The 24,467-nt window shown below is 38.3% G+C and carries 22 protein-coding genes and 1 pseudogene; 18 read left to right on the top strand and 5 right to left on the bottom strand.

What is annotated here, in order from left to right; all coding sequences use genetic code 11:
- Nucleotides 1-772: 772 nt before the first annotated feature.
- The 17 genes from wecA to ACKPVM_RS00740 all read left to right on the top strand — a co-directional run bounded on the left by wecA (nucleotide 773) and on the right by ACKPVM_RS00740 (nucleotide 19,711).
- The gene (gene wecA, locus ACKPVM_RS00820; protein ID WP_409306255.1) at nucleotides 773-1,870 is read left to right on the top strand and encodes a UDP-N-acetylglucosamine--undecaprenyl-phosphate N-acetylglucosaminephosphotransferase; all 1,098 of its coding nucleotides are present in this window, start codon (nucleotides 773-775) and stop codon (nucleotides 1,868-1,870) included.
- 118 nt (nucleotides 1,871-1,988) lie between these two features.
- Nucleotides 1,989-3,125: a polysaccharide export protein gene (locus ACKPVM_RS00815; RefSeq protein ID WP_409306254.1), complete on the top strand. Its 1,137-nt coding sequence runs from the start codon at nucleotides 1,989-1,991 to the stop codon at nucleotides 3,123-3,125.
- Between the two features lie 8 nt (nucleotides 3,126-3,133).
- Entirely contained in the window at nucleotides 3,134-3,568 is a 435-nt protein-coding gene (locus ACKPVM_RS00810; RefSeq protein ID WP_409306253.1) for an arsenate reductase/protein-tyrosine-phosphatase family protein, read from the top strand.
- A 15-nt stretch (nucleotides 3,569-3,583) separates the two neighbouring features.
- On the top strand, nucleotides 3,584-5,764 hold the full coding sequence (gene wzc, locus ACKPVM_RS00805; RefSeq protein WP_409306252.1) for a tyrosine-protein kinase Wzc: 2,181 nt from the start codon (nucleotides 3,584-3,586) through the stop codon (nucleotides 5,762-5,764).
- Between the two features lie 229 nt (nucleotides 5,765-5,993).
- Entirely contained in the window at nucleotides 5,994-6,992 is a 999-nt protein-coding gene (gene pseB / locus ACKPVM_RS00800) for a UDP-N-acetylglucosamine 4,6-dehydratase (inverting) (RefSeq protein WP_409306251.1), read from the top strand.
- A gap of 1 nt (nucleotide 6,993) precedes the next feature.
- Nucleotides 6,994-8,157 (top strand): UDP-4-amino-4,6-dideoxy-N-acetyl-beta-L-altrosamine transaminase, encoded by a 1,164-nt coding sequence (pseC, locus tag ACKPVM_RS00795; RefSeq protein WP_409306250.1) that lies wholly within the window; start codon nucleotides 6,994-6,996, stop codon nucleotides 8,155-8,157.
- Complete coding sequence (gene pseF, locus ACKPVM_RS00790) at nucleotides 8,154-8,852, top strand: pseudaminic acid cytidylyltransferase (protein WP_409306249.1); 699 nt, start codon at nucleotides 8,154-8,156, stop codon at nucleotides 8,850-8,852. Before pseC ends, pseF begins: the two co-directional genes overlap by 4 nt.
- Nucleotides 8,845-9,927 carry a UDP-2,4-diacetamido-2,4,6-trideoxy-beta-L-altropyranose hydrolase gene (gene pseG, locus ACKPVM_RS00785; protein WP_409306248.1) on the top strand — a complete coding sequence of 361 codons (1,083 nt, stop codon included), beginning with the start codon at nucleotides 8,845-8,847 and terminating at the stop codon, nucleotides 9,925-9,927. Before pseF ends, pseG begins: the two co-directional genes overlap by 8 nt.
- Nucleotides 9,928-9,945: 18 nt before the next feature.
- Nucleotides 9,946-10,461 carry a UDP-4-amino-4,6-dideoxy-N-acetyl-beta-L-altrosamine N-acetyltransferase gene (pseH, locus tag ACKPVM_RS00780; protein ID WP_409306247.1) on the top strand — a complete coding sequence of 172 codons (516 nt, stop codon included), beginning with the start codon at nucleotides 9,946-9,948 and terminating at the stop codon, nucleotides 10,459-10,461.
- Between the two features lie 3 nt (nucleotides 10,462-10,464).
- On the top strand, nucleotides 10,465-11,511 hold the full coding sequence (gene pseI / locus ACKPVM_RS00775; protein WP_409306246.1) for a pseudaminic acid synthase: 1,047 nt from the start codon (nucleotides 10,465-10,467) through the stop codon (nucleotides 11,509-11,511).
- A gap of 556 nt (nucleotides 11,512-12,067) precedes the next feature.
- Nucleotides 12,068-13,060, top strand: a complete 993-nt coding sequence (locus tag ACKPVM_RS00770) for a polysialyltransferase family glycosyltransferase (protein WP_409306245.1) — start codon at nucleotides 12,068-12,070, stop codon at nucleotides 13,058-13,060.
- Nucleotides 13,041-14,264 carry an oligosaccharide flippase family protein gene (locus ACKPVM_RS00765; RefSeq protein ID WP_409306244.1) on the top strand — a complete coding sequence of 408 codons (1,224 nt, stop codon included), beginning with the start codon at nucleotides 13,041-13,043 and terminating at the stop codon, nucleotides 14,262-14,264. The genes ACKPVM_RS00770 and ACKPVM_RS00765 overlap by 20 nt, the downstream gene beginning before the upstream one ends.
- A complete protein-coding gene (locus ACKPVM_RS00760) occupies nucleotides 14,264-15,376 on the top strand; it encodes a glycosyltransferase (RefSeq protein WP_409306243.1) in 1,113 nt (370 codons plus the stop codon). Before ACKPVM_RS00765 ends, ACKPVM_RS00760 begins: the two co-directional genes overlap by 1 nt.
- A 29-nt stretch (nucleotides 15,377-15,405) precedes the next feature.
- The gene (locus tag ACKPVM_RS00755; protein WP_409306242.1) at nucleotides 15,406-16,455 is read left to right on the top strand and encodes a hypothetical protein; all 1,050 of its coding nucleotides are present in this window, start codon (nucleotides 15,406-15,408) and stop codon (nucleotides 16,453-16,455) included.
- Between the two features lie 179 nt (nucleotides 16,456-16,634).
- Complete coding sequence (locus tag ACKPVM_RS00750) at nucleotides 16,635-17,447, top strand: glycosyltransferase (protein WP_409306241.1); 813 nt, start codon at nucleotides 16,635-16,637, stop codon at nucleotides 17,445-17,447.
- A 29-nt stretch (nucleotides 17,448-17,476) separates the two neighbouring features.
- The gene (locus ACKPVM_RS00745) at nucleotides 17,477-18,484 is read left to right on the top strand and encodes an NAD-dependent epimerase (protein WP_409306240.1); all 1,008 of its coding nucleotides are present in this window, start codon (nucleotides 17,477-17,479) and stop codon (nucleotides 18,482-18,484) included.
- Nucleotides 18,485-18,544: 60 nt separating this feature from the next.
- Nucleotides 18,545-19,711 carry a nucleotide sugar dehydrogenase gene (locus ACKPVM_RS00740; RefSeq protein ID WP_409306239.1) on the top strand — a complete coding sequence of 389 codons (1,167 nt, stop codon included), beginning with the start codon at nucleotides 18,545-18,547 and terminating at the stop codon, nucleotides 19,709-19,711.
- A 142-nt stretch (nucleotides 19,712-19,853) separates the two neighbouring features.
- Here ACKPVM_RS00740 and ACKPVM_RS00735 read toward each other — a convergent pair whose 3' ends face one another.
- The 3 genes and pseudogenes from ACKPVM_RS00735 to rfbA form a co-directional block, all read right to left on the bottom strand.
- Nucleotides 19,854-20,177, bottom strand: coding sequence for a sugar nucleotide-binding protein (locus tag ACKPVM_RS00735; protein WP_409306238.1), 324 nt, complete (start codon nucleotides 20,175-20,177; stop codon nucleotides 19,854-19,856).
- Nucleotides 20,086-20,454: pseudogene (locus tag ACKPVM_RS00730) on the bottom strand (dTDP-4-dehydrorhamnose 3,5-epimerase family protein); the annotation flags it as partial. The pseudogene ACKPVM_RS00730 and the gene ACKPVM_RS00735, both read right to left, overlap by 92 nt.
- A gap of 22 nt (nucleotides 20,455-20,476) precedes the next feature.
- Complete coding sequence (gene rfbA, locus ACKPVM_RS00725; protein WP_409306237.1) at nucleotides 20,477-21,346, bottom strand: glucose-1-phosphate thymidylyltransferase RfbA; 870 nt, start codon at nucleotides 21,344-21,346, stop codon at nucleotides 20,477-20,479.
- A 103-nt stretch (nucleotides 21,347-21,449) separates the two neighbouring features.
- On the opposite strand from rfbA, the gene ACKPVM_RS00720 reads away from it, so the two are divergent.
- Nucleotides 21,450-21,668, top strand: a complete 219-nt coding sequence (locus tag ACKPVM_RS00720; RefSeq protein ID WP_409306236.1) for a type II toxin-antitoxin system Phd/YefM family antitoxin — start codon at nucleotides 21,450-21,452, stop codon at nucleotides 21,666-21,668.
- Between the two features lie 190 nt (nucleotides 21,669-21,858).
- On the opposite strand, the gene ACKPVM_RS00715 is transcribed toward ACKPVM_RS00720, so the two are convergent.
- Nucleotides 21,859-22,770 carry a hypothetical protein gene (locus tag ACKPVM_RS00715; protein WP_409306235.1) on the bottom strand — a complete coding sequence of 304 codons (912 nt, stop codon included), beginning with the start codon at nucleotides 22,768-22,770 and terminating at the stop codon, nucleotides 21,859-21,861.
- An 84-nt stretch (nucleotides 22,771-22,854) separates the two neighbouring features.
- Nucleotides 22,855-24,264, bottom strand: coding sequence for a thiol-activated cytolysin family protein (locus tag ACKPVM_RS00710; RefSeq protein WP_409306234.1), 1,410 nt, complete (start codon nucleotides 24,262-24,264; stop codon nucleotides 22,855-22,857).
- Nucleotides 24,265-24,467 lie beyond the last annotated feature (203 nt).

Below are 24,467 nucleotides of genomic sequence, written 5' to 3'. Positions count from 1 at the left end.
AGGGCTGGCGTGAATGAACCAGAATTTGTAGGGAATTACGCAGAGAGTTTTTCTGAATCAGCACCGTACAGGTTTATTTTTATCGGATGACTCTCGAGTTAGCCGTGTTGCTTATGCTTCCAGCAAAGGCTGAGAACGTAGAAATATAGAGTAGATAGGCTAGGACTGTACTGTAGACGTCTGCCTCACGTATCGGTTATGTCAGATTTCAGTTAACGAAAGTTTAAAAAAATCAAAAAAAGACCATAAGCAAAATTTTCTGCTTTATCGGCAAGATATCGGCCCTAAAATTTGCTCATACTAGCGAAGCAAGCATAGAATGGCGCGCCTGTTGTAATCTGGTACAGAGTTGTGCAATAGGTGGTGGCGTAACGCGTTTTTTTACTTAAATGTACCAACTTTATTCTTTAAATTAGTTTTTCCTACTAACGGAGGATCGCACGTTATGGATATACGTAGTCTTATTCCTAAAAAACCTCTCTCTCAACATCTTGCTCTTGTGCTCTTCGTTTAGTCGTCAATACTATGGGGGTTTGGAAATCTAAATTTTCCAAAAAGGCCACCTTTTTCATATGAAAAGTGCTTTTTGTTGACGTTTTGTTAACCACTCGACGCGCTAAGGCATGACAAAAAAATTACAAAACTTGTAACTTACGGGGCCAGCGTCTACACCACATGATGGTATTCCGTACTTTGACAGTGCACTGGTAGCTACAAGCCAGGGGCGGTAGCGTGCCTGATGTAACAATTCATAACGGTTGATGGTGCTAAAATGCAAGAATTCGCGGTGATATTTTTAAGCGCTTTTATTGCGTTATTCGTAGCAAGAAAAGTGGCAATCAAAGTAGGACTAGTGGATAAACCTAACGTACGTAAGAAACACCAAGGGCATATTCCGCTCGTGGGAGGGGTTTCTATCTACATGGCGTTATGGGTTCTCTATGTTTTACAACCCGACTGGTTACCTAATTTCACACTCTATATGACTTGTGCTACCGCGCTATTGGTTGTCGGTGTGTTGGATGATCGATTCGATCTCCCCGTTTTACCTCGCGTGGGGCTACAAGCGCTGGTCGCTGGGCTGATGATGTATGCTGGTTTGTATCTGGTGACATTGGGTAATGTGTTATTCGGCTATGAACTTTTCTTAGGTATTTTTGGCTATACGGTTACGCTGTTTGCGGTATGGGGCGCGATTAATGCTTTCAATATGGTCGACGGCATTGATGGCTTACTGGGTGCGCTATCCTGCGTGACATTTGGTGCGTTGTCTGTGGTTTTCTACCTTGGTGGGCATAGCGAGCTTGCGAGCTGGAGCTTATGTTTGTTAGTCGCCACGTTGCCTTATATTCTCCTTAATTTAGGGGTAATTTGGGGCAGAAAGTTTAAAGTATTTATGGGCGATGCTGGCAGTACGCTGATTGGTTTTACCGTCATTTGGCTACTGGTGTTGGCAACACAAGGAGAGGATGCCGTCATTCGCCCAGTAACAGCATTATGGTTTATTGCTATTCCGCTGATGGATATGGTGACAATCATGGTGCGCCGTATCCGACAAGGGCATAGTCCCTTCAAACCCGATCGCGAGCATTTGCATCATATACTGATGCGCGCAGGCTTAACGCCTCGTCAGGCTTTGTCAGTCATTGTGGGGGCAGCCATTTTATTTGCAATGATCGGCATTATCAGCGAGCGGATTGGGGCGACAGAGTCTATTATGCTAAGCGTATTTTTGATGGCATTTTTCGGCTATTTCTGGATGATTAGCCGAGTCTGGCGTGTCTTGACTTGGTTTCGACGCATTAACCAGAGTCAACACTCTGGGGCGGTAATCGTAGATAAAGAAGGTACCTCGCCGTTAAAGCGGTAATTAACCCGCCTTTTATACGTTAGACCGCAGGTTAATGTGAATCTATTCTTCTCTATAATAATGGGCTATTTTGTAGGGATTTGCGCATATTTCAATTAAGAGTGATGGCATACACAGGATGATAAAACACAAGTTAAAACTGATCCCATTGGTGGTGTCGGCTGCATTGCTTAGCGGTTGCACCTTATTTCCTGGGTCTCACCTTTCCAGCAGTGGCAAAAACGTTATTGAGCAACAGGATGCGGATTTTAATATTGATAAGCTCGTAAACGTTTATCCTTTAACGCCTTATTTAGTGGAAAAAATGCGACCTAAGCCGCTGATTGCGCAAACCAATCCGGCGCTGGAGCAAGAACTGCAAAGGTATGAATACCGCATCGGTATTGGTGATGTCATCATGGTAACCGTTTGGGATCACCCTGAACTTACCACGCCAGCAGGGACTTACCGTACCGCAGCCGATACCGGTAACTGGGTACATTCAGATGGCACCATTTTCTATCCTTATATCGGCAAAGTTAGCGTTGCGGGTAAAACGGTCACTGAAGTACGCGATCAGATAATGAGTCGTCTGGCGCAATACATTGAGTCACCTCAGGTTGATGTGAGTATCGCGGCGTTCCGTTCGCAAAAAGCCTATGTCAGCGGGGAAGTGGCAACATCGGGACAACAACCGATTACCAACGTTCCCTTGACCGTACTAGATGCGATTAACAAAGCGGGTGGTCTGACTGAAAATGCCGACTGGCGCAACATTGTGTTGACTCACAACGGCAAAGAACAACGACTCTCTCTTCAGGCACTGATGCAAAACGGTGACCTTTCTCAGAACCATCTCCTCTATCCCGGCGATATCCTCTATATTCCCCGCAATGATGACCTGAAAGTGTTCGTGATGGGGGAAGTGAAAAAACAAAGTACCCTCAAAATGGATCGCAGTGGCATGACTCTGACAGAGGCCTTGGGCAATGCTGAAGGGCTCGATCAGGCATTTTCAGATGCCACCGGCATTTTTGTCATCCGCTCATTGCGCGGTACACAAGGGCCGAAGTTGGCGGATATCTACCAGCTTAATGCGAAAGATGCGACAGCGATGGTGATGGGAACGGAATTCCGACTACAGCCTTATGATATCGTTTATGTCACTACGGCACCGATCGTTCGTTGGAACCGCGTTATCAGCCAACTCGTACCGACCATTTCCGGCTTTAATGAGTTAACCGAAGGTTCGTTGCGCGTTCGTACCTGGCCATAGAGATAAGCATGTTTGATTCGATATTAGTGGTTTGTGTAGGCAATATCTGCCGCTCCCCGACCGGGGAGCGGCTATTGAAACAGGCATTGCCTGCTAAGCGAGTGGCTTCGGCTGGTCTGGGGGCGTTGGTAGGGAAACCTGCTGATAGTACTGCTACTGAGGTAGCAAATGGGCATGGCCTTTCTCTGGAAGGGCATCAGGCACAGCAATTAACCTCATCCTTATGCCGTCAGTATGATCTGATTTTGGTGATGGAGAAAGGTCATATTGATGCGGTAGGCCGCATTGCGCCTGAAGTTCGCGGTAAGACTATGCTATTCGGCCACTGGCTAAATCAACAGGAAATCGCCGATCCCTACCGTAAAAGCCGCGAAGCATTTGAATTCGTTTACTCACAACTTGAACAGTCTGCCCAAAAATGGGTACAGGCATTGAATCGTTAATCGTCAGAGAATCCGATGGCAGAGAAAACTTCAGTAAAAACATCTGAAACAGCGGTTTCGGATGAGATCGATTTAGGGCGTTTACTAGGAACGTTACTGGATAACCGCTGGTTAATTATTGGTGTAACGGCGCTGTTTACTGTTTTGGGTATTATGTATGCCATGTTGGCGACGCCTGTTTATAAAGCCGATGCGTTGATTCAGGTGGAGCAGAATCAGGGAAATTCTCTGCTGAATGATATTTCTAGCATGTTGCCAGATGGCAAGCCTCAGTCAGCCGCAGAAATTGAATTGATCAAATCTCGCATGGTGATCGGTAAAACGGTCAGCGATCTAGTGTTAGACATTAATGTTCAGCAGAAATATTTTCCCTTGGTCGGTAAAGGCATTGCCCGTTTGATGGGCGATGAACCGGGAAAAATCGCGGTTTCTCGCTTGGATGTGCCGGCGTCCTGGCAGGATGAAGCGATAGAGTTGGAGATACTGGAAAATCAACAATATGCGGTGGAGGCAGGCGATACGGTAAAATTTACAGGAACGGTAGGTCAATTAGAAAACCATAACGGTATTACGTTATTGGTGAGTGATATTGCCGCCGAAGCTGGTACCGTTTTTCGTTTACAAAAATTAAACCAGCTAACGGCAATTAATGGTTTGTTAGATGACCTGACAGTGTCCGATAAGGGTAAAGATACCGGTGTGTTATCCCTTAGTTTAGAAGGTGAAGATCCTGTACTGACGACGAAAATATTAAGTAGTATTAGCCAAAATTACCTACAACAAAACGTAGAGCGTAAATCAGAAGAGGCAGGAAAAAGTTTAGAGTTTCTGAAAGAACAGTTACCAAATATACGTAGTTCTCTGAACGACGCAGAGAACAAGCTGAATCAATTTCGGCAAAAAAACGAATCAGTCGATCTTTCTCTAGAAGCTAAAGCGGTATTGGATACCACGGTATCGGTTGAAGCTCAGCTTAATGAGTTAACCTTTAAAGAGGCGGAAATCTCCAAGCTCTATACTCGTGAACATCCCGCTTATCGGGCGCTGATGGAGAAACGCAAAACTCTGGAGCAAGAGCGCGATAAGCTGAATAAGCGTATCGGCGGTATGCCCAAAACCCAGCAAGAAGTGTTGCGTTTGACACGTGATGTGCAAGCTGGTCAGGAAGTTTATATGCAACTGCTGAATAAACAGCAGGAACTCAGCATTAATAAAGCCAGTACAGTCGGCAATGTACGCATTGTTGATAACGCGGTGATTCAACCTAAACCTGTAAAACCGAAGAAAGCGCTAATTGTATTGTTAACAATGATATTAGGTGGAATGATTTCTACCGCATTTGTTGTATTGAAAACACTGTTGCACAAAGGTATTGAAAGTCCAGAACAGTTGGAAGAATTGGGAATCAATGTATACGCCAGCGTTCCACTTTCTGAGTGGCAGCAGAAGAAAGACCGGGCATTGCTGGGTAAGGGCAAGAAAAAGAATGTTCGTGCTACGGAACTATTAGCGGTAGGTAATCCGGCCGATCTCGCGATTGAGGCTATCCGCAGTCTGCGTACCAGTTTGCATTTCGCCATGATGGAAGCGAAAAATAACGTGCTGATGATTTCTGGTGCAAGTCCAGCAATTGGTAAAACCTTTATCAGCGCTAACTTAGGAGCGGTGATTGCGCAAAGTGGACAACGAGTGCTGATTGTTGATTGCGATATGCGAAAAGGCTATGCCCATGAATTAATGGGAACGCAGAGTAACAACGGCCTTTCCGATATCTTATCCGGCCAGTGTGATGCGGAGAAAAGCGCGCGCAAAACCGCAGTGGAGAATATGGAGTTTATCCCGCGTGGGCAGGTGCCACCTAATCCATCTGAATTGCTTATGCACAGCCGCTTTGCCGATTTTTTGAAATGGGCTGGTGAACATTACGACTTAATTCTGCTAGATACACCACCGATTCTGGCGGTAACCGATGCGGCAATTATTAGCCGCCATGCTGGTACTTCTTTATTGGTAGCTCGGTTTGAGATGAATACGGTGAAAGAAATTGAGGTCAGTATTCGTCGCTTTGAACAAAATGGCGCCGAGGTGAAAGGTGTTATTCTTAATGCAATTATGAAGCGTGCGGCAAGTTATTATGGGTATGGTAATTATCATTATTATACTTATGATTATAAATCTGATGATAAGAAAAACTAGCATAGTTTCGTAAAATAGCAGCGATTGTTTTTCTCTAGAGCAATCGCTTTTTAATCTGAATTAGTTCGCGACTTTTTGAATAATCTGAAGAATATAATTTCAGATTGGAATAATAATCTATTGCAAAGTAACTACTTTCCATTAGCGTTATATGTGATGAGATAATGTATTCTAAATACAGAAAATCTCGATTTTTATTCAACTTATTATTAATAGTGAAGATGTAAATATGTTAAGAGATAAAACGATCCTCGTAACTGGTGGTACGGGTTCATTTGGTAATACTTTTGTGCCAATGACATTAGAAAAATATAATCCTAAAAAAATCATCATTTTTTCTCGTGATGAAATGAAACAATGGGATATGGCAAAAAAATATAAAGATGATCCTCGTATTCGTTTTTTTATTGGTGATGTACGAGATAAAGATCGTCTCTATCGTGCTTTAGATGGGGTTGACTATGTTGTACATGCAGCCGCAACTAAAATTGTTCCTACTGCGGAATATAATCCTTTCGAATGTGTAAAAACGAATGTGATGGGGGCAATGAATTTAATTGATGCTTGTATTGATAAAGGCGTCAAACGTGTAGTGGCGCTGTCAACTGACAAAGCAAGTAGCCCAATCAATTTATATGGTGCGACTAAACTGGCGTCAGATAAATTATTTGTAGCTGGTAATGCATATTCTGGTGAGCATGGTACGAGATTTTCTGTTGTTCGCTATGGTAACGTTATGGGCTCTAGAGGTTCTGTCATCCCATTCTTTATGTCTATCAAAGACAAGGGGGTTTTGCCTATAACTGATGATCGTATGACTCGTTTTATGATTTCGTTAGAGCAAGGTGTCGAGCTTGTATGGCATGCTTTCGAGGACATGGTCGGTGGTGAAATCTATGTGAAGAAAATTCCTTCAATGAAAGTAACCGATCTTGCTTCAACTATTGCACCGGAAGCTAAGCAAGAGATCATTGGTATTCGTCCCGGTGAAAAACTGCATGAGCAGATGATTAGCGCAGAAGATGCGTACTACACTTATGAGTATAAAGAGCATTTTAAAATTTTACCTGTCATTAATGCGTGGAGTGAATCTCCTGAACGTATTAAAGATGGGAAGCGTGTGCCTGAAGGTTTTGTTTATTCCAGCGACAATAATACAGAATGGATGAGCAAAGCGGATTTACAAGTTTGGGTTAAGCAGAATCAGCATAAAATCGGGAGTATTTAATATGATTCCCTACGGCAGACAGGATATCAATCAGGCAGATATTGATGAAGTTATCTCTGTTTTGAAGTCAGATTTTCTAACACAAGGTCCTTATGTCCCTGCTTTCGAGAAAAGAGTGGCGGATTATTGTGAAGTGAAACACGCATTAGCTGTGAACAGTGCAACGTCGGCCTTACACATAGCCTGTCTTGCCCTAGGGCTTAGCAAAGGTGATTGGTTATGGACGACGCCAATTACCTTTGTTGCTTCATCGAACTGTGCTTTATATTGTGGAGCAAGCGTTGATTTTATCGATGTTGATCCTGAAACATATAATATCGATATTGACAAGTTAGCCGAAAAACTGGCAGTAGCAGAAAAAGAAAGACGGTTGCCTAAAGTTGTTGTTCCAGTTCACTTATGTGGCTTGTCTTGTGATGTAAAGAGAATCCAACAATTAGCGAAACAATATAATTTTAAAATTATTGAAGATGCATCTCATGCTATTGGTGGACATTATTTAGAACGCCCTGTTGGTTCATGTCAGTATAGTGATATTACAGTATTTAGTTTTCATCCGGTTAAGATTATTACCACTGCGGAGGGGGGAATGGTGCTAACCAATGATGGTAGGTTGGCGGATAAAATGGCGTTATTACGTAGTCACGGTATAACACGTGATGCTGAAAAAATGACGCATGAACCAGATGGTTCATGGTATTACCAACAGATTGATTTAGGCTTTAACTATCGAATGACTGAACTGCAGGCGGCGTTAGGTGTATCCCAAATGGATCGCTTAGACAAGTTTGTGGCTAAGCGTCATCATATTGCAAAGAAATACGATAAATTGTTAGCTAATCTACCTGTATATACCCCTCAATATCACACGGAGAAAGCTTATTCTGGTTTGCATCTCTATGTGATTCGCTTAAACCTTGAGTTGATTACGACTACGCACAAGGCAGTTTTTGATTATTTACGTGCGAATGGTATCGGCGTAAACCTGCATTATATTCCCGTACATACACAGCCTTATTATCAGAATATGGGTTTTAAACAAGGTGATTTCCCTGAAGCTGAGCGCTATTACCGCGAAGCGATTAGCCTGCCAATGTTTCCAACATTAACCGAGGAAGATCAACTACATGTTGTTAATGTTTTAAGTCAGGCCCTCGCTCAATGAAAGTCGCGATTATTCCAGCTCGTGGTGGCAGCAAACGTATACCACGTAAAAATATTAAATTGTTTTGCGGTAAGCCAATGATCGCTTGGTCAATTGAGCAAGCAAAGGCATCCGAGTGTTTTGATAACATCATTGTTTCAACAGATGACTACGAAATTGCGGATATCGCTTGTCAATATGGTGCAGAGATCCCTTTTATGCGTCCTGATGAGCTATCAAATGATTACGCGACGACAGGGCAGGTGATGAGTCATGCAGTCACATGGTTACAGCGTGAGTCTATCATCCAGTCTGCTTGCTGCATTTATGCAACAGCGCCTTTTTTGTCTGCCTCTGATATCCGCAACGGTTATCAGAGGCTTAAAGAGACACAATCTGATTATGTGTTTTCTGTTACAACCTATGCTTTTCCTATACAGCGTGCATTAAAGAAAAATGTAGATGATGGCGTCAGTATGTTCCAACCTGAAACATTTCAAATGCGTTCTCAGGATTTGGAAGAGGCTTTTCATGATGCTGGTCAGTTTTATTGGGGGAGACCAGAAGCATGGAAGGAAGAAAAACCTATTTTTAATAGCTATTCCACTGCAATAGTACTTCCCCGTCATCGTGTTCAGGATATTGATACACAGGAAGATTGGGATAGGGCTGAGTTAATGTTTCAAGTTTTACGGCAAAGCAGCAATCATGGCTAAATATCTTTTTAGAGCAGATGCATCTATTGATATAGGCAGTGGCCACATAATGCGATGTATCACATTGGCTGATGAATTACGTCGTTCAGGTCATGATATTTATTTTATTTGTCGCGACCTTCCTGGGCATTTAGGCGCTGTTCTTGAAAAAAATGAGATTGCATATTCGCTGCTATGTGCACCTGAACACGATGAACAGAATGTTCAAGAGCCGAGTTATGCTCATAGTATGTGGTTAACGGTGAGCCAAAAAGTAGACTTTTTACAAAGCAGGAGCGTTATTGAGTGTTATCAGCCTGACTGGATTGTCGTTGATCACTATGCATTAACTGCTATTTGGCAAGAATATGCCAGAGAATATACAGCGAAAATCTGCGTTATTGATGATTTGGCTGATAGGCCTCATTGCGCTGATATTCTTATTGATCAGAGTGTCGGTCGTAAGGCTAATGATTACCGTGATTTAGTTCCGGCATATTGCCAATTACTCATCGGACCTAAATATGCACTTTTGCGTCCAGAATTTAGCCACTGGCGTGATTTTAGTTTGAAAAGACGTACCAAAATTAACAATATTCAGCAAGTTCTGGTCAACTTGGGAGGGGTGGATAAAGATAATATCACAGAAAGCATATTGTCAGCCTTGGCTAAAAGTAATGTATTGGACAAGGAAATCAGTATTACGGTTGTGATGGGGAAAACTGCGCCACATCTCCAGTGTGTTATAGAGAAAGCGAATCAAATGCCTTACCAAACGCAGGTGCTCTGCGGTGTTGATAATATGGCTGAGTTAATGGCCAATTCAGATTTGGCCATTGGAGCCGCAGGAAGTACATCATGGGAACGATGCTGCTTAGGATTGCCTACAATCCTCGTTGTGTTAGCTGAGAATCAAAAAGATATAGCTAAGCACCTAACTAAGTTAGGCGCCGCTGTTGCGATAGAAAAAGGCTGGTATTGCATTGAAGAACATTTAATCACACTGAATGCAGAAAACCTTATCGATATGAGCCAAAAAGCTTGTGCTTTAGTCGATGGCCTCGGTGTTGAAAAAGTAATAAGTCATTTCTATTAACTCTAGAAACAGGTCGTTATGAAGAAAATAGATTCTGACAATAGGCTTCGTCTTGCAACTGAGAACGATGCTGAACTTATTTGGCGATGGCGAAATCATCCTAAAATAAGAGAGTGGATGTTTAATCAGAGTGAAATTGATTTAGAAGAACATAAAAATTGGTTTTTTAATGAATTAAAAAAAGTTGACAAGATTTTTTTGATTTATATCCATAATGATGTTGAGTGTGGCTTCATTAACTTCAGAAAACTAAGTTCAAATAATGTATGGGAATGGGGATTTTATATGTCACCAGAAGGACCTAAAGGTATTGGTCGACATCTGGGCGAGAGTTCCATTAAATATGCATTTGAAGTTATTCATGCTGAAAAAATATTTGGTGAAGTGCTAGGGTATAATCTTCGTTCTATTAAATTTCATGAAAATCTAGGGTTCAGTAGAGAAGGTTGTTTGCGACAACATTTTTTTCTTAATGGCAAGTTTCATGATGTTTTCCTTTTTGGTCTGCTAAAAAAAGAGTATATAGGGAATTAAATAATGAAAGATATCAAAATTAATAATAGACTTATTGGTGAAAATTCACTTCCTTATATTATTGCCGAAATGTCAGCTAATCATAATGGTAAAATAGAGACTGCATTTAAAATTCTTGAAGAAGCAAAGAAAGCAGGAGCAGACGCAGTGAAATTGCAAACCTACACTGCTGATACTATCACATTAAATGCTACTGGACCTGAGTTTACTATTAATGGTGGATTGTGGCATGGCAGAACACTCTATGATTTATATCAGGAAGCGCACATGCCATGGGAATGGCACAAACCTCTTTTTGATTTTGCTAAAGAACAGAATATTACTATTTTTAGCTCACCGTTTGATTTTAGTGCTGTTGATTTATTAGAAAGTTTGGATGCTCCGGCCTATAAAATAGCGTCTTTTGAAGCTGTTGATTTACCTTTGATAAAGTATGTTGCTCAAACAGGTAAACCGATGATTATATCAACGGGTATGGCTGATGCGGAAGAAATCCAGGAGGCTGTTGATGCAGCAAGATCAAATGGATGCCAGCAACTTGTGGTATTACATTGTGTGAGTGGCTATCCTGCGCCAGCGGAAGATTATAATCTTAGAACGCTTCCAGACATGGCACAACGATTTAATGTATTGACGGGATTATCGGATCATACATTGGATAATACGACAGCCATTGCAAGTGTGGTGTTGGGGGCTAGAATTATTGAGAAGCATTTCACATTGGATCGTAATGGCGGTGGCCCTGATGATAGTTTCTCATTAGAACCCGCGGGGTTGAAAGAATTGTGTCAAGGTGCTAAGACTGCTTGGCAGGCGTTAGGTGGAGTTAATTATGCTAGAAAATCTAGTGAACAAGGTAACGTTCAGTTCCGGCGTTCTCTCTATTTTATAAAAAATATGAAAGCAGGCGATATTATTGATGAAACTTGCATTCGGAGTGTAAGACCGGGATTTGGATTAGCTCCGAAGTATTGGGATGAATTGATTGGTAAGCCAGTAATTAAAAATATAAAGAAAAACCAGCCAGTCAAACGTGAGTTTTTTGGGTGAGTAAATCAAATTTTTATCTTTTAGTGGACAGCCTCTTAGATTTGTTGAATAAACTAATTATGTTTAATAAACGGGAAAAAATATATTTCTTCTGTCATAACTCAACTAGCTATAGTGATAATGAAAGTTAACATCGTTAATTAGATTTGTCGCGATGGCGTGTTTTGGTAATGTGTGAGGTACTGACATTCTTATCTCGGTGATACAATCATCAGTATGATGCTAGGGAAAATATGAGAAACGTATTTTTATACTAAATATTATGTTTTGCACTTAAAAAGTGGATGAAATCCGCTTGAAGAAATATGATTTTCTGTTATTAGGCATAAAGTAGAGTTTAAAAATTAATAAACATACCTTAATCACCCCAAGGTATAGAGGGGATGTAAAAATAGAACAGTGTTAGCTTAAGGTAAAAAGAGTGCCGTCAGAAGTGTTTCTCTATATTTTCATTTCTTGAAATATATAAAATTGATGTATGGTATAATTATATAATGAAGTCTTTTATAGTTAAATTATATTACTTTTAATATTATCATTCTTTGATGAAAACCAAATGAAAAAAAAGACGTTAGTGGGGATAAAAATATCATCTTCGTATCAGCTAATAAATTTTTTGGCTTTATATGATGAAGTGAGATTTATATATGAAAAAGCCATTGTATATAAATATAATTATTGGGGTGATGACAAGATATATAAAAGGTACTTGGATTTTGCAGAAAAAATGGGTGTTGAAGTTAAAGAAGCAACAAGGGAAAAAGACATTGTTAATGATTTAAATGTAGAAGGTAAATCTGTTTTTTTTAATAGGGAGTTTGATTTTGTTTATGTGAATAATATATCTATTGTTATTAAATTAAGTTTTCCTTATTCGAAATCCTTTATTATATCAGATGGTCTTGGTATGTATGGGGATATATTTACATATATCGGTGCCTATAAGAGAGAGAAAAAAGTAAATGATTACTCCTTATGTGTGTTTTTTGCTGGTATAAATTTTCTCTTAAAAAAAATGGCTGGGTATTTATTCAAAAGTAGTTCGTTTTCTCTTTTTGATCCCCTTACATTAAAAATAAATAAAAGATATATTGAATCTATTAAAAAAATATTTAATGAATCATTGTCATCATTACCTAAATTAAAAAATGGTACAATGATTTTTATATCTCAACCATTAGTCCAGTTAGGTATCATTTCGCATGGTGAATATTCAAGTATTATTAACCGATTGAAAAAAATTGCTAATGACGAGGGGTTGGATTTCCTAATAAAATTACATCCAGTTGAGTTATCAGGTAATGAATATATTTCATCAGATTTTTTTCAGTTTGATGGACTAATCGAGGAAGCTTGTGTCATAGATAAAAATGTAAAAGTGGTGGTCTCTTTTTTATCTACTGGTTCCCTGAATATTGAGTTTTTATCAGATGCTAAAAATTATATACTTCCTGTTTCAATATTGAATTTAAGGCTTAGCAAAAAACAAAAAATACTAATTTCAATGATTAAAGAAATAGATATTGGAAATGAATATAAAATCATTTAAAATTTTTAGTTATTTAGTTTATACTAGAATAATCCAGTTTTTAGCACCATTGGTGATATATCCTTTCTTAATAAAAACAGTAGGGTTTAATAATTATGGGGAAATTACGTTCTGGCTAGGTCTATCTTCATTTATTGCTAATTTTTGTAGTTTAAATATGGAAACCTATGCATCAAAAGAAGTTTTATTTGCTAATAGCAATGAAGAAATAAAAAGAGCTATTATAATCCCAACACTATTAAAAGCATATGTGTGTTTTGTGTGTGTTATTATATGGATGATGGCTTCTCTTTTATTTTCTAATAACATAATGACGACACTATTGATTGTTTTTAGTATTCACCCTTTTTTATCAATAGCTATGATGCCGACGCATTACTTTATGGCTAAAGGTGATTTTAGATTGCAATTCTTTTCTATGCTTATAGAAAAAATTACATTAATAGCTTTGTTTTTTATCTTTATAAGAAAAGAAGATGATTATTATTTTATTCCTCTAATAACCTTTGTTTCTGTTTCGTTATCATCTTCTTATTGTGTACATCACTTGATTGTGATGTATAAAATGAAGTGTTTTGATTTTATTATAAGTTGGGTTGAATTTAAGAAATATTTTTCAGTTTCTCTTTTTCTTTTTCTCGGGAAATTGACTCAATTGCAGACAAATGCAGCTAGATTTCTCGTTGGTTATTTTATTGGGTATACAGAAGCTGCGATTTATGATATATGCGAAAAAATAGTTAATGTTTGTAAAATACCTATGATAATAATAAATCAATATTTTTTTTCTAAGATAGGAAATGAGTTTAAGTCTGTCATGACGTTGTTTTTCTTTCATTTTTTAACCTTTATTTTTGTTTTCTTTATGTTTTATATATTTGATGACATTATCTTGAAGTATTTTGTCGGCGAGGCAATTTCAGTTGAGCTCACTCGTGTGTATCACATAATGTTATTAATATTAATATCAGTACCATTCGTATTAACGTTTGGTTCTAGTTACTTAGTTAAGTGCGGAGCTGATAAACTGTACGGGCATACTTTATTGTTTTGCAATGTCATTTCAATGTCTTTTTTATTGATCCTGTATATAACTAATAGCGTAAACATTATTTCTTTTACATGGTGGGTAGTTTGGGCCGAGTGCTCATTTTCTGGAGCATGTGTGTTTTTTAGTTTACGATATATGATAAGAAGGTATTAATGCTCAAGATTTTTTCTGAGATATACAAGAAAGTGAAAAATTGTGACATATATGTTGCATATATGGGGAAATATACGGATCTTATAGGCCCTCCATCTTCGATGAGAGAATTACATAATATTTTATCTAAAAAAAATAATGTAATGGCTACTCGTAATTTATATTTTAACAGCAAGAAAAAAAATAGAGATCTGATAGTAAAAAATGAAATTGGAGTTCCGTTTAAAAAGAATGGTTTAATATATAATATTCTTAGAGAAATAAAGATTTTTTTTCTTTTAATATTGTTTAATTTTAATATAAATCTTATGCTTTTCCTGAATAAAGATGTTAAAATAATCATAACTCAACCATTTTTTATTCCATTTTTATCTATGAACTATAATGTGTTCTATGTTAGAAGGGCTAATACGAACGTAAATGAAATCTCATCTAGAGAATATGTTACAAGATATTTTGAGTCTTTGTTTTTAAAAAAAACTAAATTTAAAATTGTTTATTTAGTAAAACAAGAATTCTGCTCTTATCATTATTACGTTATACCTAATTCCTTTAATGTAAAAAATCATATTATCACCAAGGGAGATAATGTAGAGCCTAACATTCATGTTACAGGTACATTTTCATCTAGGAAAGGTGCTGACAGAGTAATTGCAATATCTCATTGTGCCCAAGGTAAAAAAATCAATGTATATGGTGGATTAGGGAGTGAGCATGAACTTAATAATAAATTATTAAATGAAATTAATATAATTTATCATGGAATAACCAAATTCCCATATAAGAACTATATATGTGGTGATATTTTCTTGTCATTTTCTAGAGTAGAAGGATTACAGCGTTCTCTTGTTGAAGCTTTACTTCAAGGATGTATTATTATTGCTTGTTCTCGGCCTGATTCAAATTCAATTAAAGACTACCCAGGAGTATTTGTCTTTGATTGGAGTGATGAGAATATTGATGCATTTATTAGCTCAATCGATAAAGTTTTTAGCATGAATAGTGAATTACGATATAATCTTGGATTGAAGAATAGAGAAAGGGCTATTGTTGACTTTGATGAGGGTTATATTCTTTCACGCTGGCAAGAATTACTTTACACTAAAGAATGAAAAACACTTATCAGGATCAGGAAGAGACTATGAATAAGATAGAATATAATTATAAAAAACTCATTGTGTTTTTTTATTTTATTATACCTTTTGTGTTCTATTTGGTTCCTTATTTGCTATCGTTGGAATATGGTGGCTTGAGTTTCCATTTTTTTAAAACATTTTTCGTGACTAAAAACGAACTTTTTGTTTTATTCATTGGTCATGTTATGTTAGGCAGTGGCATCATATGGATGCTAAGTTCCGTTAAATATACTATTATCTTTAGAGAGTCAAAATCATTTTCATCAGATATATGTGCAATAGTACTGTTTGTTATATATTTTTACGTCCCCATTAGCTATGTGACAATATTCGCTTTCCCATTATTTGTCTTATGCATAAGTAGAAGTATGCCATATAATATAACATTTGTTATTTTACTCTTTATTGCATGCATGCAGCTAATATTTAATTATGATCGCTACCCTGTCATTATGGTATTGATAATTTGGAGCGTTAAATTATTATCCGGGTTCAATTATAATAAATTATTCTTTGGTTCAATATTAGCTATAGTTTTCTTAATTTATGTTCTTCAGCCATTGAGGGCTGGCATTATACCATTTGCAAATCAAGGTGCATTAGATAGTTTGAGTTATTTTTTTATTCATTTGAATCCTATATATATATGTGCGTATTTGTCTTATTCGTTAGATTTTTCTGTGTGGGTTTTACTTTCAGAATCAATTCCATTGATGAAGAGTATTATTGGGTCTGATGGGGTGATTGAGATTATTGCTAATTATGGCCTTCCTGATGATATTATTGCTGACGGGATTCGGTACGGTTCTAATTCAAGTATGTATTTTTCCCCTTTGGGAACTATTATTCTTCTTTTAGGAGGAGGGCTGATAAGATATTCTCTTAAATACATAAAATTAACAGTTTTCAAAAATGCAGTAATGTTAAATTTCATTCTGCAAGGACCCTATTTTATACGAAGAAGTTTTGGCTCTATGATTATTGATTTTATTGTTATGTTATTTGTTGCATTTTTGTTTTTTTTGTTTATAAAAACATATAATAAGTCGCGATAGCAGCTTTTCTATTATAAGCATGAAATGCTATCAATAATACATTTATACTGGTTTTTAATTTAACTTCTTTACCTTCACTATACCAAGATTTGCTGATTTTTATCTATATTGGGGTTAGTGTGTCACTAATATATTATTTCTTAATTTTAATGCTCTATGTTGTATTATGAGTGATTGTTATGACTGATAAAATTGTGGTTATAATGTCAGTTTATTATTCTGATGCCCCTGATGATTTTAAATTGGCTGTAGATAGTATGTTATCACAATCTGTATATTGTGATATTTTTATTTATAGAGATGGGGCCGTTTCTGAAGAGTTAGATAGGATATTGAAGTTTTTCTTAAATGAAAAAAGGATAAAGATTTTTCCTTCTGAAACTAATAATGGTTTAGCATATGCTTTGAATAGCCTAATTGATGTCGCTGTGTCTAATAATTATGATTTTGTGGCTAGAATGGATAGTGATGATATATCTAGAAATGATAGATTGTACAAGCAAATATCTTATTTTAAAGATAATCAAGATGTGGATATTTGTGGGGGGTTATGTAGAGAGTTTAATTCTGAATATGCGTTAGAAAAAAAACAGGTCCCCATGTTTCATGATGATTTGGTCGATTACAGTATTGCTAGATGTCCTTTTATACATCCTACTGTCATGTTTAGAATTTCCGTATTCAAGAATGGCTATCGTTATCCAGTAAATACAAGTTTTAGCGAGGATATGGCGCTATGGTATAACTTAATACTCAATGGATACAAATTAGGTAATGTAAATGAGATTCTCTTGGACTACAGATTAAATGATAAAACCTTATCTAGAAGGAAAGGGATAAAAAAAGCCTGGAGTGAAGTTGCTCTTAGATTTAATTATATGATTGCCTTGCGTCGATGTTCTATAAAGAATGTTTTTTTTCTATTCTTTAGGTTTTTCTTTCACCTTATGCCTGTAGTATTTACTAAAGTTTTATATAAAAGGATGAGGTAAAATTACTTACCTGTTTAGGTCAATATGTGATGAATATATTAATTACTGGTGTCGCCGGGTTTATTGGATATTATACCGCTAATGTATTATGCCAAGGTGGTCATGATGTAATCGGTTTTGATAATGTAAATGATTACTATGATCAAAATTTAAAGTTTTCGCGGGTTAATAATATACAGAGGAATGAGCAATTTAAATTTATTCATGGTGAACTTCATGATAGTGACTTGTTAAACAAAATTTTTTCTGAAAATAAATTCGATTACGTTATTCACTTAGCAGCCCAGGCTGGAGTCCGTTACTCATTAGAAAATCCATCAGCTTATGCAGACAGCAATCTTGTCGGTTTCCTGAATATTCTGGAATGCTGCCGTCAACATAGAATAAAACATTTGGTCTATGCATCTTCCAGCTCAGTCTATGGGTTGAATGAAAAAACCCCATTCTCGACTAACGATTCTGTAGATCACCCTGTTTCATTGTATGCTGCAACGAAAAAAGCGAATGAATTAATGGCACACTCATATTCGCATCTTTATGGTATTCCCACTACAGGACTTCGTTTCTTTACTGTTTATGGCCCGTGGGGGCGTCCGGATATGGCATTATTTAAATTTACGAAAAAGATATTAAATAATGAGGCCATTGATATCTATAACAACGGCAATCTAAGTCGTGATTTTACTTATATTGATGATATCATTGAAGGTATTATACGTATTCTGGATGTTATTCCAGAACGAAACGAAAACTGGAATGCTGAGTCAGGAAGCCCGGCAAATAGCTCTGCTCCGTATCGTGTTTATAATATTGGCAATGGTAGTCCAGTAAAGCTGATGGATTTTGTCACTGCATTAGAAAATTCACTGGGAATCGAGGCGAAGAAAAACTTTTTACCCATGCAACCAGGAGATGTCTATCAGACCTGGGCAGATACAGATGATCTTTTTGCTGTAACAGGGTATCGGCCTAAAGTTGGTGTAAATGAAGGTGTTGCACGGTTTGTAGAGTGGTATCGAGATTTTTATCAGTGTTAGCCTTTTAATTATTATTAAAAATAGCGTTCATGTTTTGTCAGTTAATTTAACGGTTAAAAAATGAAAATAGCAATTGCAGGTACAGGCTATGTTGGTCTTTCCAACGCCATACTATTGGCGCAACATAATCAGGTTGTGGCATTAGATGTAGTCTCTGAAAAAGTCGATTTATTGAATAATAAACGTTCTCCCATTGTTGATCGTGAAATAGAATGTTTCTTAAGTGAAAAAGAACTGAATTTTTACGCCACACTGGATAAGCAAGAAGCTTATCAAGATGCAGATTTTGTCATTATCGCAACGCCGACCGATTATGATCCTAAGTCTAACTACTTCAACACACAATCCGTCGAATCGGTAATCCGTGATGTTATCGAGATTAATCCAGATGCGATTATGGTAATCAAGTCCACAGTTCCTGTAGGGTTCACCAAATCGGTAAAAGAAAAATACGCCAGTGAAAATATCATTTTTTCTCCCGAATTTCTGCGTGAGGGAAAAGCACTGTATGATAATTTGTATCCTTCAAGAATTGTAGTCGGGGAGTGTTCGGAAAGAGCTAAGCGGTTTGCTAATTTATTATTACAAGGTGCAATTAAGCAAGATGTATCAGTATTATTTACTGATTCAACAGAAGCAGAAGCGATAAAATTGTTTGCTAATACTTATTTGGCTATGCGAGTAGCGTATTTTAATGAACTAGATAGCTATGCTCAGATTCATGGTTTAGATAGCAAACAAATTATTGAAGGTGTTGGATTAGATCCGCGTATTGGCGGCCATTACAATAATCCTTCATTTGGCTATGGTGGTTACTGTTTGCCTAAGGATACTAAACAGTTATTGGCAAACTATGCCAGTGTACCTAATAGCCTCATTTGCGCTATTGTTGAGGCAAATCGCACTCGTAAGGATTTTATTGCTGATTCGATTATTGAGCGCAATCCTAAAGTTGTCGGTGTTTATCGATTAGTGATGAAAGCTGGTTCAGATAATTTCCGTGCTTCCGCCATTCAAGGCGTGATGAAACGTATTAAGGCTAAAGGTATCGAGGTTGTAGTGTATGAACCTGTGCTTGAGGATGATTCGTTCTTTCGGTCTCGTGTTATTCGTGATATGAACGAATTTAAACAAATATCAGATGTGATTATCTCTAATCGTATGACACCTGAACTTTCAGATGTTGTCGAAAAAGTCTATACGCGTGATCTTTTTGGTTCTGATTAATGTTTTAGTTGCGTGGTATCTTTTTTGTAGGAGGCTTTCTGTGTCTGCGGAAAGCTCCACTTTTTCTCTGGGTATGATGATCAGATGAACTATGATCTAATACATTGATTACTATAAAAATGATTTTTGCTAAACTTTCTTCTCAGCTAGATAAACGAATACCCAACCTTTTCATCTTTCCGCAGGCTAATGTTGAAAAAGCAGGTCTGTGTGCTGGAGTGGGATATTGCTCTGTTGCTATTGGTTTCAGTGTCGGTATTTTAGCCATAATAGTTTTTTGCTCCGCAACGCTAAAAATTTCTTCAGAAAATTCATACCAAATCCCCCCTTTATCCCCGCTGTAGTGGTAAATTCCACTTTCTGCCTCTTTCTCAAGCAAGGATGTAATTACCAGAGCCAAGTCCCGGCGGTAACCAGAATTGCATCTTATTTTCTTCTGACAGAACGAGGCCTTCCCATTTACCATAAGTCGGCGATTCTAGTCGTATGTCTACGGCAACATCGAAAACTTCCCGCGTACCACTCGAACTAATTTCCCCTGTGGATTGATTTTCTGGAAATGTAACCCGCGCAATACGCTTTTACCTGAGCGAGAATAATTGTCTTGCACAAATTCAAGATCGATATCTACCATTTTCTGGTAGCGTTTTTTTTCAAATGTTTCAAAAACCTGAGTGCATTACCAAATACAACCTGAGTGCATTACCAAATACTTTCGGCTTAATGATTGTGGTCTTAGAAATTCAAACGCTAATAAGTGACATATCACTTTTCAGCAATTAATTGCAATAAATATTGCCCATAGGGCGTTTTACTCATGCCATTTGCTTCTTCCTCAACTTGCTGGCGGGATATCCAGCCCTTTCGGAAAGCGATTTCTTCCAGACAAGCGACTTTTAGTCCTTGGCGTTTTTCAATCGTATGGATAAATTGTGAAGCGTCAATTAAGCTATCATGTGTGCCGGTGTCCAACCAGGCAAAACCACGACCAAGTAATTCCACATTTAATTTGCCTTGTTCAAGATACATTTGGCTGAGCGTAGTAATTTCCAATTCGCCGCGATGTGATGGCTTGACCTGTTTGGCCATTTCCACCACATTCCTGTCGTAAAAATAAAGCCCGGTTACTGCCCAATTAGATTTTGGTACGAGGGGTTTTTCTTCTATAGAAAGTGCTTTGAAATTGTCATCAAACTCAACCACGCCAAACCGTTCTGGATCGGTGACCTGATAGCCAAAAATAGTGGCACCTTCTTCCTGCGCTGCAACAGCTTCCAGCTTTTTACCAAATCCCTGACCAAAATAAATGTTGTCACCCAACACTAAGGCACAACAATCATTGTTGATGAATTCTTCTCCAATGATAAATGCTTGGGCAAGCCCATCGGGGCTAGGCTGGATTGCATAGCTGAGTTGAATACCAAAGTGGGAACCATCACCTAACAAGCGTTGAAAGGCGGGCATATCTTCGGGGGTGGTAATGAGGAGTATTTCACGAATTCCCGCGAGCATTAAGACGGAAATAGGGTAATAAACCATGGGTTTATCATAAATCGGCAGCAGTTGCTTCGAAATACCGCGAGTAATCGGGTGGAGGCGAGTACCTGTGCCGCCAGCTAACACGATACCTTTCATTATTACACCTTTAAGGTCTTATTAACTGTTGATGTTATCAGGGTGGTAGTATATCCCATCGTATTGAAACTGTCCGTAGGGGATACGGAGCAATGGGAATGCTATGATTAACCAACTCTTTGTAGGATCTGTGCAAAAAATCAATCTCTACGGGGCAAAAAGCAATTTCTCAAAAATTATCAAGCATGTATCAGAAACGGGAGAATCTTATGTTATCGCCCGCAATGGTAAACCCGTGGCTAAGAACGTTCCTCTTACCACTACCGAAAACATTGGTTTCATGAAGGGCCAAGTTTCAGCCCGGATAATTTTGATGAGATGAATAAAGAAGAAATTATCGACATGTTTAATGGGAAATAATGATGGAAATCAGCAAGGACGATACATCAAACGGCACTCTACGATCTTCCCATCCCATAACGATTTGTAGCACGTCATGCAACCAGCTATCTCTACCGGGCAATAAGACCGGTAGAGATAAGGTGAGTGAATTCGATAGGTTCAACGTCGAATTAGATCTTAATTTCTCCTACCGCCTTCAGATTGGTGCTGTTCATCAAATCGCCGGGGAAAACGAACATGTTCATATTAGCCTGCAATTGATGTGTGGCACTTAAGGCGTTCGCATCGTTTGGCATACCCAGTAGTGCTGCATTGATACTGGCGAATGCTTCAATGGCTTGCACTAATTCTGCGTTAATATCAGCGGCATCGTTGCTGGATATTCCATTTTCAATGGCGAGTTTTAATGCTTCGCACAGCGCTTCATCACTTTCTGTCATTGTATTGTCAGGTGTCAGTCCAACGTTATTCATGACAGGAATAGGGTTCTGATCAATAAATTTTACTGCCATGTCTAACAGGTTTTTATTGTGGCTTGCTTTCAGTAGTGGGTGATCGAAATGTAATTGGTATTGGCTCCCTGCATCTTCAAAGCATTGAGCGACAAACTGTGAGCAAACCATCGGCATTTTTCCCGGGTTTTTATGCTGTTGCAGAAACTGCGTCAAGGTTGCGGTTAGCTTCTTCAAAATACGTAAGGTGACTTTCTGAGCAAGTGTTGGCAGTGAGATTTTTTTATACAGCAATAATAATCCTACGATATACAGGCTGGCATTATCATAGGGATCCAGGTTATTTCGGTGCTCTGTCGCCGCATTGATGACTGGCGATAAATTTTGTTGGGTTGTATGCCGGTAGACATAAATGGTACGTCCCTTAAACCGTTTAAGCGCGTCATTAACCGCGACCTGAGGAGGACTCTCTTCAATAATGGTAAGCGGTGTTTTTTGATACAGCATGGCGGCATGGCTAACGGGAGCATTAGTCAGAAAGGTAATGGCCCATGAGATAAAGCTTCCTTCTTCGGGGGAAAAGAGCAGGACATCCCCTTCAGTCAAATCGTTAGGTGAAAATGTTTTCATGAAATCGATCCTTATGGATATTGCGATGGTGTTCCATTCGCTATTGGTATGATTTCTGGTAGAAATTTTATCTTATCGTTCGCACTAGATTCCCGGTGTCACACTCGAACTCGGCTGGAGTGTTGTTCCGGAAATATGTACCGTTCGTTCAGGCACCAGCGGCACGTTGTGATAATCAACCACGGTTCGCCACCATTCCCAGGGCAGTCCGGTGCATTCTTTGGCAAAGATAGAGATATTGGTACAGTTGCCATTGAGTGGAATGACGGTATTGAATGGCGCAGTGCGATCTTTTTGATTATCTCCCCATCCCCGGGCGACAGTTATCGGGTGACCTTGATCGGTATAACCAGTGATTTCATCCCAGGTGACGCGGAATTGGGCGACGTATCCTCCTGTATGTTTGAGTTTTATCTGGCCCGATGAATATTCACTGTAGGTGGTTTCAATATATTCCGCAGTGCTGTTGATTAGCGCAATTTGGTTATTTTTCAGGAAAACGCAGCTATATCCAATCGGATAACCAGGATTTTGATTACTGTAGGTCGCATTTTCAGTAATAACGCGCTTAACGTCGTCGATATTGGTCACGCTAATAAGACCGATATGTTTTGAGGTGCCGCCACCCAGAACAAAGACGGTGAATTGTGCATTCTCCAAAAGTGCTTTATGTTCGGCGGATATTTTCGCACTGTTACCGGAGAGTGCCGCATCTAACGCCGCTTTGACATTGGTATTCGAAGAGCTGGTTTCTATTTTTACGTAGATTGTCCGGCCGTAGGCCACGCTGTTGACTAATAACGGTGGGTTTTTATTGTCGACATTTTGAGAGAGATCTTCCCAGCTCACTTCATCAGCAAACAAGTCTGAGGGGTGTAGGGGGAAGGATGTGGATACGGTATAAAAAATTTGACGGAATGTCGCGATGGCAACAGAGTGTTTGTTTTTTGATGTTGAACTAAAATCAATGTTTAATTTTTTCGCAATACCTTTTATTTCTAGCCCTAGCTGTGTACATAACTGACTTTCATTGAACACCGTTGCGCTGTTGTAATGCATTCTTGCTGCAATTTCATATTTTTGAGCGTATTTCTCATTCCAGCATGTAAGTACCTCATCGAGTTTAGCCGCAACATTATTGCTAGTTGGGTTATCGACGGTAAATAAAGCCTCGCTTCCCATACCGGGGAGATCGACTTTGAATGTCATTGGTTTACGGGCGACCACTAGTGACGTTGGATTGTTTTCTATTAATCTGGCATTGGCGAGTAACAATGCGCCAGGATGTACAATGTCTTTCAATGATTCGATGACAGCAATGTCTGCACCTTCATTATGAATACTTTTTCTTTCACGTTTTACAACAATATATTTACCATTTCCTTCGTTTGTTCCTTCAACTGCTTTGAACGATGATAAACGCTCTCCGGTATAAGCTAAAATTGCTTTTTCATCATAATGGAGCTCAGCTATTTTTTTATCGATGTCTTTCATGATAGCATCCTTATTATTTGTCTGATATATACCCAATAGATTTTGCATTGCTGTGCGCTAATGAGTGGTTGAGGTGTCTGCAACTCGTATTATTTTGGGTACAGTCGTAAAAAGATAACCTGTTTCATTAATCTCTGTTTCTGAATAACGAAAAGATATTGATGCGGGGGTATGCTTTTTACTACTCACAGATTAATAAGAAA

Origin of the sequence: Pectobacterium hainanensis, from assembly GCF_046237015.1 — a bacterium.
In the GTDB taxonomy this organism is placed as follows: domain Bacteria; phylum Pseudomonadota; class Gammaproteobacteria; order Enterobacterales; family Enterobacteriaceae; genus JBJYIN01.
This window is presented reverse-complemented; position numbering and strand designations above follow the sequence as displayed.